Source organism: Bacteroides cutis (assembly GCF_900241005.1).
Lineage (GTDB): Bacteria > Bacteroidota > Bacteroidia > Bacteroidales > Bacteroidaceae > Bacteroides > Bacteroides cutis.
The window spans coordinates 405,540-420,859 of the sequence record NZ_OEST01000004.1 but is presented as its reverse complement, the minus strand read 5'-3'; the positions used below and the strand labels follow the sequence as shown (position 1 = coordinate 420,859).

Here is a 15,320-nt window from a genome sequence, read left to right as displayed (position 1 = left end):
TTCTACTTTTATTGGGTCTTTTTATAATCTGCGATAAAGCCTTCCATCATCCATTTTGCCAAAGCCTGGCGATTGGAGCTGATTACAAAACGACGCTGGTCGAAAGTATTCTGGATATTGCCCAACTCCACAAAAACAGCCGTAGGAGAAGAATTCAACAGGACATACAGATTTCGAGGACTGACAGTTCCTTCAAATCCTCGATTAGGTTGATGTTTATCGTATTTTGATTCAAAAGTTTTTTTCATTATAACCGCCAACTTCTTTCCTAAAACACTTTTGGGTGCATGATAAAAGAACACATCCGTCTGATGGCTCTTACTACGGCTATCCACATGCAAGAAGATAGCACGGCAATACTTGTATATTTTCCGGTCCTGTCTATAAAACTCATTGATCTTGGCACACCGTTGTTGTAGTCGCGCTACCTGATTTAAAGGAATGGCAGCCCCCATACAAGTTTCACGTTTACTGTTGGAAAGATAACGGTCGTCACGGATACCGTCTTTCGCATCCTGAATGATAATACGGACTTCAGCACCTTCCTGCATCAAATTCCGTGCAAGACGCAAAGCTACATCATACGCATATTCATCCTCATGTAATTCTACCTTGCCTATCTTGCCTATAGCCCCGGGATCGGGTCCGCCGTGACCACTGACTACATAAAAACAGGTTCCCTGCAAACGGTTGGAAGTAACCTCTACATTGGCAAGTTCTTTCCCGAACAGAGGTTCTTTGACCGATCTTTTTTTACCGGTAGAAGAGACATTGGCTGTTTTTCCATTCCTCAATGGTGGCAAAATATACTTCATTCCCAATCGTAGTTCCTCTTTTCCCCGCAGACGCTTCTGGTTCAGACGCAGAAATTCTTTATAGTAAACTTTGCCCGTACGGTTATTACGTTCGAGGAAAGCCGAAATACCTTCACCCGCTTTCGGACTATCCCGTTCTTCCTGGGCAAAGAGAGAGAGGAAACTAAAAATGAGAAAAGAAAAGATGAATAATATTCGCATCATAATGTATTCGCAGTATTTTTTCCTTATCGCGGACAAATTTACATTATTTTCCTTACTTTTGCGACGATAAATACATTAATAGATAATAAACTCTAAAAATAGATAGCATTATGGCAAAACAATTTAAGCCTGAGACCTTGTGCGTACAAGCCGGATGGACTCCTAAAAAGGGTGAGCCCCGTGTACTCCCCATCTATCAAAGTACAACCTTCAAATATGATACCAGCGAACAGATGGCACGCTTGTTCGACCTTGAAGACAGTGGCTATTTCTACACTCGCCTGCAAAACCCTACGAATGATGCCGTTGCTGCCAAGATAGCCGCCCTCGAGGGGGGGGTAGCCGCTATGTTAACCTCCAGTGGACAAGCAGCAAATTTCTATGCTATATTTAACATTTGCCAAGCAGGTGATCATTTCGTTTGTTCATCTACCATCTATGGTGGAACATTCAACCTTTTCGGAGTAACCTTGAAGAAACTGGGTATCGATGTCACTTTCGTCAACCCGGACTCACCGGAGGAAGAAATCTCCTCCGCTTTCCGTCCAAATACCAAAGCACTGTTCGGCGAAACGATTTCCAACCCGACACTGGAAGTACTCGACATCGAAAAATTTGCCCGCATCGCCCACGATCATGGTGTACCTTTGATTGTAGACAACACCTTCCCCACCCCTATCAATTGCCGCCCATTTGAATGGGGAGCTGACATTATAGTACACTCTACAACTAAATATATGGACGGACATGCTACCAGTGTAGGTGGTGCCATAGTAGATAGCGGTAACTTTGATTGGGATGCACATGCTGATAAATTCCCCGGATTGTGCACACCGGATGAATCTTACCACGGATTGACTTATACAAAAGCTTTCGGTAAAATGGCTTATATTACCAAAGCTACCGCCCAGTTGATGCGTGACCTCGGCAGCATCCAGTCGCCCCAGAATGCATTTTTGCTAAACCTCGGTCTGGAAACCCTTCACCTACGCATGCCTCAACACTGCAAAAATGCCCAAGCTGTTGCCGAATATCTTTCCAAAAACGATAAAGTAGCTTGGGTAAACTATTGTGGCCTGCCCGGAAACAAATACTACGAACTGGCACAGAAGTATATGCCAAACGGCTCTTGTGGCGTTATTTCTTTCGGTCTGAAAGGCGGACGCGAAGTATCCATCAAATTTATGGACTCATTGAAACTGGCTGCTATCGTAACCCACGTTGCCGATGCCCGTACTTGTGTGCTGCATCCTGCCAGCCATACGCACCGCCAATTGACAGACGAGCAACTGATGGAAGCAGGCGTACGTCCTGACCTGATTCGTTTCTCCGTAGGTATAGAAAATGCGGATGATATCATTGCAGATATCGAACAGGCGCTGAATGCGTAAACAGATAAACAAAAAGAGAGAGATGAGCTTACTACATTTTCTAATCATAGTAAGCTCTTTCTATTTTCCGCTACATCAATATTATTCTTGCTGACCATAACGGATTTTATTTTATCCCCCTATTCTCCAATGTTATTTTTGAAGTAAAAAAGGAACAGATTTCCCCTGCTTTTTCCATTAAAAGTAAAAATTTGATTAATCGACAAACAATACTAAAAGAGTACTTCAAAGAAGGTTATCTTTCTTCGTCTTCCGAAGTACAATTGAACTTTTCTGAAGATATGAATCCTATCCTATTATATTATTCTTATAAACATTAAGTCAATGTGGCAATTCTAAAAAAACAATGGAAGAGAACTGACGTGCAGCACTCTCCCATTGTTTCCAAACGATTGGTTGTTTTATAATTATTATACCTCCCCCCAGGTAATTGCTATTGTTCCTTAAAAGTTATCGGCAGACTTTCTTTGCCCAAATAAAATGTCTTCGCTTTGATAACTGATGCGTCACATTTCACCGGTTCCACCCATAATGTAGATTGGGCAGTCGGTTCTGTCCCGTCAGTAGTATAACGTATTTCCGCCCCCTCAATGGCTACATTGGCATATAGATTGCCGTCTTTCATCAACAGTCCCGGTTGGGGCAAACGGAAATTAATACCGTTCTTTACCCAATAAGGCATCTCAGCCTTACTGATTTTCTCATAATAAAGTGCCAAAGCCTGATTGAAAACTTGCTGTTCTTCTGTACCGGAAAGAAATTCCCATATCGGATGGGCATTCCACCCGCGTTCTGCCAGCCCCATCAATTTTGGGAAAAGAAGATATTCCACACCTTCGAAGTTGCGGATGGTTTCGGCAAAGAGTTGCCCCTGTACACCGATTATATTCTGCTTGCCAATCTCAGTCAAAACAGTTTTTCCCTTTTCAGCTTCATCCAAATCAATAGGATTACCTGCCTTATTCACACGCAGCGAACGGTAAATGCTATAAGGAAGCATAGAGAAGGAAACAGATTCATCCACATAACCTCCCCAGTCAAGTCCGCGCTCGTCGGGATGGCCGTTATACGCCATATCCATATAGAAATTACCTACGTTACAAAGGATAACCGGATAACCGTTATTGGCGGTCTGATAAACCACTTCATCAGAACCCGGAACGGTGTTCCAACAATACACCCCTTCGGTCTGTTGCCGCAACTGCCGGTGAGCTTCTTCCGTATGCCCCAAAGCAACTTCCTGCCAACCACTGATTTTCAAGCCATTCTTCTGCATGATACTCGCCATCTGCGTGATGAAATACTCTGACAGGTCGTGGGCTTTCGTCATACCTTTCTCTTTCATCAACTTCCGGCATTTGGGAGACCCCATCCATACACCATGAGGCACTTCATCGCCACCCAGATGTATGGTAGTCAACGGAACACCCGCCTCTTTGTACATGGCATTGATTTCCTGAATTACTTTTTCCATAAAACGGTAGGTAGAAGGCAACGCAACATTGATGACATTATCTGTATAGTATTGAACGGACTCGTAACGGGAAGTATCTTCCGGTTCACTCAACATATACTCGGCCGCCTTTTCAGGATTAGTCCCGATATATTTATTATAACGGGCTTTCATAGAAACGATAGCCGCACGGGCATGTCCCGGAGATTCGATTTCCGGTATTACGCGTACATGCCTTTCTGCTGCATATTTCAGCAGGTCGATAAATTCTTCACGGGTATAATATCCATTACCGGGAGTCTTCGCCTCAGGATCATATCCACCATCATAGCCCGGATAAAGACATTGGCTCTCGTTTGTGGTATGCCCCCGGCGACTTCCCACTGTAGTCAGTTCCTCCAGACCGGGAATTTCCAGGCGCCACCCTTCGTCATCGGAAAAGTGAAAATGCAATGCATTCATCTTATAGGAAGCAAAAGCGTCAATCAGCTTCTTCATGTTTTCCGGTGTAGTATAGTCACGGGCTATGTCTATCATCTGCCCGCGATACGGCAAGTCAGGATAATCCTGTATTCTTACTCCCTCCAACACATACGGGGCCTGCTTACCTTTCAGCATAGAGAGCAAGGTTTGAGTACCGTTGAAAATTCCATGAGGAGTAGCAGCACCAATCCTTAACCGGCCATCACCTATACTTATAGTATAATATTCATCGTTTATGGCTTCTTCCTTATCAGCAAGAGTCTCTAAGACAATCGTCACGCGAGCGTTGTCTACCACCTCCAGTCCATAGCCGGGGAGTTTTTCTTTCAACAGTTTTGCTTCACCCGAAAATTCTTCAGGAAATTCTATCCCTACCTGGCCATCCAATGTAACACGGCCATAGGCTGACACCGCTTTCTTTACCGAAGGCAAGACATCCGATTGCTTCAAAGCAGGTGCATCAACCAGACGAAGGTTGGTTTGATATATCTTAGCAGCATCCGGATAACCGGGAAGCGATTCAGGAGAAGGCAATGGAAGCGCATTCATCTCCACCGGAAAAGGTTTGCCCTCCTTGCCGTCGATGATTGCCACCCAATAAGTACCTTCAGGAGCATGCGAACTTCTGTCCAACTTATAAGTACACCGAAAAGTGATACGCATAGAATCACCCGGAGCCAAAGAGGTAAAGTTCTCTGTGGGAGACATTTTGAAGAAGTTACCATTCACCACCTCAATCTTTACCGCCGGATTTTTTTCTTGCTTAACGCCACGGGGAAGCTGTGAATAATAAATGGCCCAGTCCTCGGGCAGAGGGTCATCAGAGACATTCTTGAGCACAAAAGTGTTCTCATAATATCCAGGTTCAATACCATTCGCACCCATTTCCCAGGTTAGAGCAACCGGTGCTTTCTGTTCGTTACCAGTCTTGCACCCTGAAAATAGTGCCATTACAAATAGTCCAGCTAAAGGAAATTTCAAAAATCTCATGTTAATCATGTGTTAAATTAATAAACGGGGGTTAATATATTGTTATACGATGTCAAAAATAAGCATTTTTAGCTTATCTGATGATAATTCTAATAGAAATTAGTTGTGACGAGCTACAATTTAGAACAATTATCCCTACATTTGCAGCAAAATCATAACTAATTTAACATTTTTACCATGGCTAAGATAACCAAAGAAGCTGCTTTGCTCTATCATTCGCAAGGCAAACCTGGAAAAATAGAAGTAGTGCCCACCAAACCCTACAGTACACAAACCGATCTTTCGCTTGCCTACTCTCCCGGCGTTGCAGAACCGTGTCTTGAAATTGAGAAAAACCCGCAAGACGCGTATAAATATACAGCTAAAGGTAATCTTGTGGCTGTAATCTCCAATGGCACAGCCGTACTCGGTCTGGGCGATATAGGCGCCCTCAGCGGTAAGCCGGTTATGGAAGGAAAAGGCTTGCTGTTCAAGATTTATGCCGGCATCGACGTATTCGATATCGAAGTAAACGAAAAAGACCCTGACAAGTTTATTGAGGCCGTCAAAGCCATCGCTCCTACTTTTGGTGGTATCAACCTGGAAGACATCAAGGCTCCCGAATGTTTTGAAATAGAACGTCGTCTGAAGGAAGAACTTGATATCCCCGTGATGCACGACGACCAGCATGGTACAGCCATCATTTCCAGTGCCGGACTGCTGAATGCCCTGGATGTGGCAGGCAAGAAGATCGAGAATGTAAAAATCGTAGTAAACGGCGCAGGTGCCTCTGCCACTTCATGTACCAAATTATACGAATCTCTCGGTGCACGCCGTGAAAACATCCTGATGCTGGACAGTAAAGGGGTTATCACCAGCGACCGTGAGAACCTGACCGAACAAAAGCGTTATTTTGCCACCGACCGCCGTGATGTGCATACACTTGCCGAAGCCATCAAAGGTGCCGATGTATTCCTGGGACTTTCCAAAGGTAATGTATTGACACAAGACATGGTACGCAGCATGGCCGACCATCCTATTGTATTCGCCCTTGCCAATCCTACCCCTGAAATCTCTTATGAAGATGCCATGGCAGCGCGTCCGGATGTATTGATGTCCACCGGCCGTTCCGACTATCCGAACCAGATAAACAATGTAATCGGTTTCCCCTATATCTTCCGCGGTGCACTTGACACACAAGCCAAGGCCATCAACGAAGAAATGAAAATCGCCGCAGTACATGCCATCGCCAACCTCGCCAAACAGCCTGTACCCGATGTAGTGAACGAGGCTTATCATGTAAACAACTTCTCTTTCGGCCCCGAATATTTCATTCCGAAACCGGTTGATCCGCGTCTCATCACGGAGGTGTCTTGTGCCGTAGCACGCGCAGCCATGGAAAGCGGTGTAGCCCGTAAAAACATAGAAGACTGGGATGCTTACAAACTGCAACTGCGTGAATTGATGGGGTATGAAAGCAAACTGACCCGTCAACTCTACGATACAGCCCGCCGTAATCCGCAACGTGTGGTGTTTGCCGAGGGAATCCATCCCAACATGCTGAAAGCCGCTGTCGAAGCCAAGGCCGAGGGAATTTGCCATCCCATTATATTAGGAAATGACGAAGCCATCGAAAAACTGGCAAAGGAACTCGACCTGAGTCTTGAAGGCATTGAAATCGTGAACCTGCGCCACCCCGACGAAGCGGGACGTCGCGAACGCTATGCACGTATCCTTTCCGAGAAGCGTGCCCGTGAAGGCGTTACTTACGAAGAAGCCAACGACAAGATGTTCGAACGCAATTACTTCGGTATGATGATGGTAGAAACCGGTGAAGCCGACGCTTTCATCACCGGACTCTATACCAAATACAGTAATACCATCAAGGTAGCCAAAGAAGTGATCGGTATCCGTCCGGAATACAAGCACTTCGGTACAATGCACATCCTTAACTCTAAAAAAGGTACTTTCTTCCTTGCCGATACGCTTATCAACCGTCATCCCGATGCAGCAACCTTGATTGACATTGCCAAACTATCCGAACACACGGTACGTTTCTTCAACCACACGCCGGTAATGGCAATGCTGAGCTACTCCAACTTCGGTGCCGATAAAGAAGGAAGTCCGGTAAGCGTACATGAAGCTGTTGACTATATGCAACAAAATTACCCTGAACTTGCCATTGACGGCGAAATGCAGGTGAATTTTGCCATGAGCCGCGAAATGCGCGACGCCAAATATCCCTTCACCCGACTGAAAGGCAAAGATGTGAATACGCTTATTTTCCCCAATCTGAGTTCAGCCAACTCTGCCTACAAACTGTTACAGGCAATGAATACGGATGCCGAACTGATTGGTCCTATCCAAATGGGATTGAACAAGCCTATTCACTTTACCGATTTCGAAAGCTCTGTACGCGATATCGTAAACATCACCGCAGTGGCAGTTATCGACGCCATTGTCGACAAAAAGAAAGCCGGTAAATGAAAAGGCCATTATCAAAATCTCAAATAGTTTGCATTACGCTCCTTTGGGCAGCACTTTGTTATATCGTTCTGACAACAGCCGAACGAATTGACGGTCCAATCATACTAACGCTTGTCATTTCGGCTGCATTAGTATTTATTCCGGTAATAAAGTCACTCAAAAGAGGATAAATAATATCTTTTTATTCCTTTTTGCGGGATAAAACAATATTTTTGTTGTTTTATCCCGCATTTTATTTATAAATTGTTTGTTTGTATCATTTTTATGTTTACTTTTGCAACCGCAATAAAAGATAATGTGACAGTGTGCAAATATGCAAATGCGCCAATACCCCTTGTGGTATGAAACAACCGATGTAATCATAACACAACAATCAGCACATCAACATATTGGCATATTAAAGCAATAAGCAACCAATAAAAGAAATAGATTATGAATGCAGCTAAGGTATTAGAAGATCTGAAAAGACGGTTCCCCAATGAACCGGAGTATCATCAAGCAGTAGAAGAAGTACTTTCTACTATCGAAGAAGAGTACAACAAACATCCGGAATTTGACAAAGCCAATCTGATTGAACGCCTTTGTATCCCCGATCGTGTTTACCAATTCCGTGTTACTTGGGTGGACGATAAAGGTAACGTACAAACCAACATGGGTTACCGTGTACAACACAACAACGCCATTGGCCCATATAAAGGCGGTATCCGTTTCCATGCTTCCGTAAACTTGAGTATCTTGAAATTCCTTGCATTTGAGCAAACATTCAAGAATTCACTGACTACCCTTCCTATGGGTGGCGGTAAAGGTGGTTCCGACTTCTCTCCGCGTGGTAAATCAAATGCTGAGGTTATGCGTTTCGTTCAGGCTTTCATGCTGGAGCTGTGGCGTCATATCGGTCCTGAAACGGACGTTCCGGCCGGTGATATCGGTGTAGGTGGCCGTGAAGTAGGCTTCATGTTCGGTATGTACAAAAAACTGACTCATGAGTTTACCGGAACATTCACAGGTAAAGGCCGTGAATTCGGTGGTTCACTGATTCGTCCGGAAGCTACCGGTTACGGTAACATCTACTTCCTGCTGGAAATGCTGAAAACCAAAGGTACCGATCTCAAAGGCAAGACTTGCCTGATTTCCGGTTCCGGTAATGTAGCTCAATATACTGCTGAAAAAGTATTGGAAATGGGCGGTAAAGTTTTGACGATGTCCGATTCCGACGGATATATATACGACCCCGCAGGTATCGACCGTGAGAAACTGGATTACATCATGGAGTTAAAGAACCTCTATCGTGGACGTATCCGTGAATATGCCGAACAATATCCGGGTGTCAAGTATGTAGAAGGCGCACGCCCCTGGGGTGAAAAAGCAGATATCGCTCTGCCGTCTGCAACTCAGAATGAAATCAACGGTGACGATGCCAAGAAATTAGTTGCCAACGGTGTGATAGCAGTATCCGAAGGTGCAAACATGCCTTCTACCCCCGAAGCTATCCGCGTATTCCAGGAAGCTCAAATCTTGTATGCTCCGGGCAAGGCAGCCAATGCGGGTGGTGTATCCGTATCCGGTTTGGAAATGACTCAGAACTCTATCAAACTGGGCTGGAGCTCTGAAGAGGTAGACGAAAAGCTGAAAAGCATTATGAAGAATATCCACGCAGCTTGCGTACAATATGGTACGGAAGCCAATGGTTATGTAAATTATGTGAAGGGTGCCAATGTTGCCGGATTTATGAAGGTAGCGAAAGCCATGATGGCACAAGGAATTGTATAAGCCATAGAATACCATTATAACAAAGAAGAAGGCGGAGAACTCGTAAGGGTTCTTCGCCTTCTTCCGTTACCAACGCATATAAAGCATCAGACATGATTTTACTTATATAAGTCCGTTTCCATGTACAGATACTTCCGTTCCCCTTCATAGAAACGCTCGTTCCCATTAAAGGGAACGGCAGTTTCTACTAAAGGGAACGGGCGTTTCTATCAGAGGAAACGGGCGTTCCCTACCCACGGGAACCACAAGCTGCTATATATCAATAACTTTCCTCTTAATGACAGAGTGGTTAATCGTACCAATTATAACCGTCTACATATTCATCAAAATAATCATCCAACTGCAAGCCCAGCTCTTTGGCCTGACGGATGATGAATTCCTGGTCGGCAGGTTTAATCAGATACTCACCCTTGCGTGCGAGGTAGTAGTTCTTTCGCCCGAAATGCGCAATAAGACGTAAACGGAATGTACCTGCCACACGGACAGTCAACAATTCTGCAACATGGGTAAATCCTTTGGCATATCTGACAGTAGTGTCCGGACAGTAATATTCACATCTTCCTTTCATTGCCGCAAGTCTTTGAGGAGTCAAAGTCGGCAGAAACGGGTAATTCACGGGAGCATGCTTCAAAGCTATACGGCGCAGACAAGTAGAGGCTTGGGGACAATCGGCAGATGCACATACCCCAAAATTGTAGGGTACCTGCGAGTAATCAAATTTTTCCATTTTTATATCAAAATATTTTGGTTAGTTCCTCATAAACGGCAGGATGAAGGAAGTAGCGTATATCTTTTCCTTCTTCCAAGGCGTGGCGGATAAAAGTAGAACTAATCTCGAAGGTGGGGGAAGCTGCCAATTTTATGTTTTGCGGCAAAGATACGACATCTACGGGATAACCGGGACGGGGATAGATAAGAATAGGATTTTCGGTAAGAATACGCTCCGATTCTTTCCATTGAGAGAAAAGGTTCCAGTTATCAGAGCCGATTATTAAATAAAAAGTATATTCGGGATAAGCTTGTTTCAAGCTATCCAACGTATGGACAGTGTAAGAAGGCCGCGGCAAACGAAACTCGAAATCGGAAGCCCGGAATTTCGGATAACCTGCAACGGCAAGCTGCACCAACTTCAAACGAAGCTCATCGTCCATCAAGAGAGTTTCCTCTTTCAGCGGGTTGTGCGGGGTCACCATAAACCACACCTCATCCAAGCCCTCATATTCACAAAGATAATTGGCAAGGGCTAAATGTCCGATATGTACCGGGTTGAATGAACCGCTGAAAATTCCGATATTCAAAGCTATTATAATTAAATTTTCTTTCCTCTCAGACGTTTCCAGCAAGCCCCGGCATTGGTAGCAGTAAGAAACATAACCGGCAACATGGCTACAGCAGTGGCATATTCCTTGTAATGAAGGCCTCCGTTGTTTCTCATAAGTCCAAGAATTGGGTAATTACTTTCAAAGCTTCGGCTTCAGCCGTTTCCAAGTCATCGTTCACAATCACTTTGTCAAACTTTGGAGCAAAGCCAAGCTCGTATTCAGCTTTCGCGATACGGCTTTCAATGACATCGGGAGCATCCGTGCCACGACCGACCAGCCGCTTACGCAATTCTTCTACCGACGGTGGTTGAATAAATACGGACAAGGCACGTCCACCATAGAATTTCTTGATATTACAACCGCCTACGACATCTACGTCGAAAACCACATTCTGCCCATCGGCCAACTGCTTTTCTACTTGCGCCTTCAACGTTCCGTAAAAACGATCCTGATAGACCTCTTCATATTCAAGGAACTCGTCATTGGCGATGCGACGACGAAATTCCTCGGGAGTAAGAAAGAAATATTCCACTCCGTCCCGTTCTGCCCCGCGTGGCGGACGGCTGGTGGCTGATATCGAGAAAGCAAGATTCAAGTTCTGCGCCAACAGATAATTGATGATCGTCGATTTGCCCGAACCGGAAGGAGCTGAAAAGATAATAAGCTTTGCCATCTATGCATTTACGATTTATTCCCTACGGTCATGACACATCTTTTATCTTTGACACATAGGTACGTTGACTATTTTTCACAATGTGATATTACATTACGTTCAAGACTTGTTCCTTGATTTGTTCCAGCTCGTCTTTCATCTGTACGACAATTTTCTGCATCTCGGCATGGTTGGACTTACTACCCAGCGTATTAATCTCACGTCCCATTTCCTGTGCGATGAACCCCAGCTTCTTACCTTGCCCGTTACCACTTTCCAGAGTACTGATGAAATACTTCAGATGATTGGCAAGGCGTTGCTTCTCCTCATTGACATCCAGTTTCTCAATGTAATAAATAAGTTCCTGCTCCAAGCGGTTCTTATCATAATCCACACTCAAGGTCTTTTCCAAGGCATCGGTGATACGTTCTTTGATTTTAACAACACGTTCTTTCTCGTAAGGAGATACCGCTTCGAGCAGATGAGCTATATTGGTTATTTTCTCACGGAATTTCTTTTCCAAAGCAGCCCCTTCCTGTTTGCGGAAGTCCACCAAATGGTTGATAGCTTCACAGACGGCAGTATGTACAATCGCCCACTCTTCGTCACTCAACTCCTGCGCTTCGTTCTTCGTCATCACATCCGGTAGCCGAAGTAAAGTAGCAAACCAATCGCCCGGTTCGGGAATGCCGGCCGACGCGGAAATCTCTTTAATTCTTCTATAGTAAGACTCTACAATCTCTTGGTTGATGGGAGTAGCAAGCTGGTCGGCATCCTTTTTCTCTATCCACAGGCTGAAATCTACCTTGCCGCGTTCCAGTACTTTGGATATTTCATTACGGATCTCCATTTCCTTCTCGCGATAAAGCGGAGCGATACGAGTGGATAAATCCATTGCTTTACTGTTGAGCGATTTTATCTCAACATTGATTTTCTTATCGGACAGTTCGGCAGTAGCTTTGCCATAGCCCGTCATTGATTGTATCATAATGCTTCTTAAGTTTTGCGCAAATTTACGTGATTATTTTAATTAGTGAAAATAATCACGTAAATTTGTCAGCTGATTAATATAACAAGGATAGAAACTATGTCATGTATCTTGCATATTGAAACGTCTACCTCGGCTTGCTCCGTTGCCGTGAGCGAAGATGGACAAAACATTTTTAAGAAAGAAGACCTGAAGGGGCCTTCACACGCTGTGCAGCTGGGAGTTTTTGTAGACGAGGCATTGTCGTTTGCCGACAGCCATGCCCTGCCTCTGGACGCTGTAGCCGTGAGTTGCGGACCGGGGTCTTATACAGGACTGCGCATCGGCGTATCTATGGCGAAAGGTATCTGTTACGGTCGTAACCTGCCACTTATCGGCTTGCCTACCTTGAAGGTACAATGTGTGCCGGTGCTGCTTTATCACGAAGAGTTGCCCGACGACGCACTGTTGTGTCCCATGATTGACGCCCGCCGTATGGAAGTATACGCCGCTATCTATGACCGTGCATTGAACACGGTTCGGGACATAGCCGCCGATATAGTAGACGAGAACTCTTACATCGAGTTTTTGGATAAACAGCCGGTTTACTTCTTCGGTGACGGTGCCTCCAAATGCAAGGAAAAGATTACGCATCCCAATGCGCACTTCATCGATAATATCCGTCCGCTTGCCGGCATGATGTTTCCGCTGGCAGAGAAAGCGATAGCGGAAAAGGATTTCAAAGATGTAGCTTATTTTGAACCGTTCTATCTGAAAGAATTCGTAGCAAGTAAACCGAAAAAGCTCCTGTAAGACTTATTTCAAGAATTATCAAATGTCAATTATCAATAAAAAAGATGCAATATAATACTCAGCAAAAACGGATGCCTTTGCCGGAATACGGCCGCAGCATCCAGAATATGGTAGACCATGCGTTGTCCATCGAAAATCGTGCGGAACGCCAACGTTGCGCAAACACGATCATCAACATTATGGGGAACATGTTTCCCCACTTGCGGGATGTACCGGATTTCAAACATAAATTGTGGGATCATCTTGCCATCATGTCCGGCTTCAAACTGGATATTGATTATCCGTACGAAGTTATCCGTAAGGACAATCTCGGGACAAAACCGGAAAACATTCCTTATCCCAGTACTAAAATACGCTACCGCCATTACGGCCGCACCTTGGAAGTGTTGATTAAGAAAGCTGTCGACTTCCCCGAAGGAGAAGAAAAACAAAATCTGACAGCACTAATCTGCAATCACATGAAGAAGGATTACATGGCTTGGAACAAAGATACCGTAGACGACCGTAAAATAGCGGACGATCTTGCCGAACTGTCTGACAATAAACTGCAAATGACAGACAGCATTGTTCGCCTGATGGCAGAACGGATTGATATGAACTATCGTCCCAAAATGAATAACCAGAACAACAGGAACAATAACAATAGGAATAATAAAAGGAAGTACTAAAATCACAAATCTAATATCATGGCATCATTTGTAATCGAAGGGGGACACAGACTTTCCGGTGACATCTATCCCCAAGGAGCAAAGAACGAAGTTTTGCAGATTATCTGCGCTACGCTGCTTACGGCCGAGGAGGTGACTGTGCACAATATCCCGGATATTCTGGACGTGAACAACCTTATCCAATTGATGCGGGATATGGGAGTAAGTGTATCCAAGAAAGACATTGGTACCTATAGTTTCCAAGCTGCCGACATAGACCCGGACTATTTGGAAAGCGATTCGTTCCTGAAAAAATGTTCCAGCTTGCGTGGTTCTGTCATGCTGGTGGGACCAATGGTAGCACGTTTTGGAAAGGCGATGATATCCAAACCGGGTGGAGACAAGATAGGCCGCCGCCGTCTGGATACGCACTTTATCGGTATCCAGAATTTGGGTGCGGACTTTACCTACAACGACAAACGGGAAATCTTCGAAATATCCGCCCGGCAGTTGCAAGGTACTTACATGCTACTGGATGAAGCATCTGTGACAGGAACTGCCAATATCATCATGGCAGCTGTACTGGCAAAGGGTAAAACCACCATTTACAATGCTGCTTGTGAGCCTTACGTACAGCAGCTGTGTAGAATGTTGAACCGGATGGGTGCCAAAATAGAAGGAATAGCCTCCAATTTACTCACAATCGAGGGAGTCGAAGAACTACACGGTACCGAACATACTATTCTGCCGGATATGATCGAGGTAGGAAGTTTCATCGGTATGGCAGCCATGACACAAAGCGAACTGACTATCAAGAATGTTTCGCACGAAAACCTGGGTATCATTCCCGACAGTTTCCGTCGCCTCGGTATCAAAATGGAGCAGCGGGGAGATGATATTTATGTACCTGCACAGGAAACTTATCAGATAGAGTCCTTTATAGACGGTTCTATCATGACAATTGCAGACGCCCCCTGGCCGGGACTGACACCGGACTTATTGAGTGTAATGCTGGTAGTGGCCACGCAAGCCAAAGGCAGCGTACTTATCCATCAGAAAATGTTTGAAAGCCGCCTGTTCTTTGTCGACAAACTGATAGATATGGGAGCACAGATTATTCTGTGTGACCCACACCGTGCGGTAGTCATCGGTCACGACCATGGTTTCAAACTACGCGGTGGGAATATGACCTCACCGGATATCCGTGCAGGTATTGCGCTGCTGATAGCCGCGATGAGCGCGGAAGGCAGCAGCCGGATACATAACATTGAGCAAATAGACCGGGGATATCAAAATATCGAAGGACGCTTGAACGCGATTGGGGCGAGAATTACAAGAATATAAGGA

General features: G+C 44.9%; 13 protein-coding genes. 6 read left to right on the top strand and 7 right to left on the bottom strand.

Features of this window, described 5'->3' with window-relative positions; genetic code table 11:
• Positions 1 to 8: 8 nt before the first annotated feature.
• Positions 9 to 1,019, bottom strand: a complete 1,011-nt coding sequence (locus C1A09_RS11295; RefSeq protein WP_180949214.1) for an N-acetylmuramoyl-L-alanine amidase family protein — start codon at positions 1,017 to 1,019, stop codon at positions 9 to 11.
• A gap of 110 nt (positions 1,020 to 1,129) precedes the next feature.
• Between C1A09_RS11295 and C1A09_RS11290 the strand changes: the two genes are divergently transcribed.
• The gene (locus tag C1A09_RS11290; protein WP_101544151.1) at positions 1,130 to 2,410 is read left to right on the top strand and encodes an O-acetylhomoserine aminocarboxypropyltransferase/cysteine synthase family protein; all 1,281 of its coding nucleotides are present in this window, start codon (positions 1,130 to 1,132) and stop codon (positions 2,408 to 2,410) included.
• 433 nt (positions 2,411 to 2,843) lie between these two features.
• Here the strand turns inward: C1A09_RS11290 and C1A09_RS11285 are convergent, their stop codons facing one another.
• Positions 2,844 to 5,336 (bottom strand): family 20 glycosylhydrolase, encoded by a 2,493-nt coding sequence (locus tag C1A09_RS11285; RefSeq protein ID WP_101544148.1) that lies wholly within the window; start codon positions 5,334 to 5,336, stop codon positions 2,844 to 2,846.
• Between the two features lie 177 nt (positions 5,337 to 5,513).
• On the opposite strand from C1A09_RS11285, the gene C1A09_RS11280 reads away from it, so the two are divergent.
• Together C1A09_RS11280 and C1A09_RS11265 are read left to right on the top strand one after the other, a co-directional pair.
• Positions 5,514 to 7,802, top strand: a complete 2,289-nt coding sequence (locus tag C1A09_RS11280) for an NADP-dependent malic enzyme (protein WP_101544145.1) — start codon at positions 5,514 to 5,516, stop codon at positions 7,800 to 7,802.
• A gap of 432 nt (positions 7,803 to 8,234) precedes the next feature.
• Positions 8,235 to 9,572 (top strand): NADP-specific glutamate dehydrogenase, encoded by a 1,338-nt coding sequence (locus C1A09_RS11265; protein WP_101544135.1) that lies wholly within the window; start codon positions 8,235 to 8,237, stop codon positions 9,570 to 9,572.
• A 289-nt stretch (positions 9,573 to 9,861) separates the two neighbouring features.
• Here C1A09_RS11265 and C1A09_RS11260 read toward each other — a convergent pair whose 3' ends face one another.
• From C1A09_RS11260 to C1A09_RS11245, 5 genes are all read right to left on the bottom strand, one after another.
• Complete coding sequence (locus tag C1A09_RS11260) at positions 9,862 to 10,299, bottom strand: DUF6078 family protein (protein ID WP_101544132.1); 438 nt, start codon at positions 10,297 to 10,299, stop codon at positions 9,862 to 9,864.
• A gap of 7 nt (positions 10,300 to 10,306) precedes the next feature.
• Positions 10,307 to 10,870, bottom strand: a complete 564-nt coding sequence (nadD, locus tag C1A09_RS11255) for a nicotinate (nicotinamide) nucleotide adenylyltransferase (protein WP_101544130.1) — start codon at positions 10,868 to 10,870, stop codon at positions 10,307 to 10,309.
• Positions 10,871 to 10,881: 11 nt separating this feature from the next.
• Positions 10,882 to 11,007 (bottom strand): hypothetical protein, encoded by a 126-nt coding sequence (locus C1A09_RS16645; protein ID WP_255419789.1) that lies wholly within the window; start codon positions 11,005 to 11,007, stop codon positions 10,882 to 10,884.
• Positions 11,004 to 11,567, bottom strand: coding sequence for a guanylate kinase (gmk, locus tag C1A09_RS11250; RefSeq protein ID WP_101544128.1), 564 nt, complete (start codon positions 11,565 to 11,567; stop codon positions 11,004 to 11,006). Before gmk ends, C1A09_RS16645 begins: the two co-directional genes overlap by 4 nt.
• 88 nt (positions 11,568 to 11,655) lie before the next feature.
• Positions 11,656 to 12,534, bottom strand: coding sequence for a YicC/YloC family endoribonuclease (locus tag C1A09_RS11245; protein WP_101544126.1), 879 nt, complete (start codon positions 12,532 to 12,534; stop codon positions 11,656 to 11,658).
• Between the two features lie 99 nt (positions 12,535 to 12,633).
• Between C1A09_RS11245 and tsaB the strand changes: the two genes are divergently transcribed.
• The 3 genes from tsaB to murA are packed head-to-tail and all read left to right on the top strand — an operon-like array spanning position 12,634 to position 15,317.
• Positions 12,634 to 13,326 carry a tRNA (adenosine(37)-N6)-threonylcarbamoyltransferase complex dimerization subunit type 1 TsaB gene (gene tsaB / locus C1A09_RS11240; protein WP_101544124.1) on the top strand — a complete coding sequence of 231 codons (693 nt, stop codon included), beginning with the start codon at positions 12,634 to 12,636 and terminating at the stop codon, positions 13,324 to 13,326.
• A gap of 44 nt (positions 13,327 to 13,370) precedes the next feature.
• Positions 13,371 to 13,994 carry a DUF4290 domain-containing protein gene (locus C1A09_RS11235; protein WP_101544123.1) on the top strand — a complete coding sequence of 208 codons (624 nt, stop codon included), beginning with the start codon at positions 13,371 to 13,373 and terminating at the stop codon, positions 13,992 to 13,994.
• Between the two features lie 18 nt (positions 13,995 to 14,012).
• Complete coding sequence (murA, locus tag C1A09_RS11230; protein WP_101544120.1) at positions 14,013 to 15,317, top strand: UDP-N-acetylglucosamine 1-carboxyvinyltransferase; 1,305 nt, start codon at positions 14,013 to 14,015, stop codon at positions 15,315 to 15,317.
• The last annotated feature ends 3 nt before the right edge of the window (positions 15,318 to 15,320 follow it).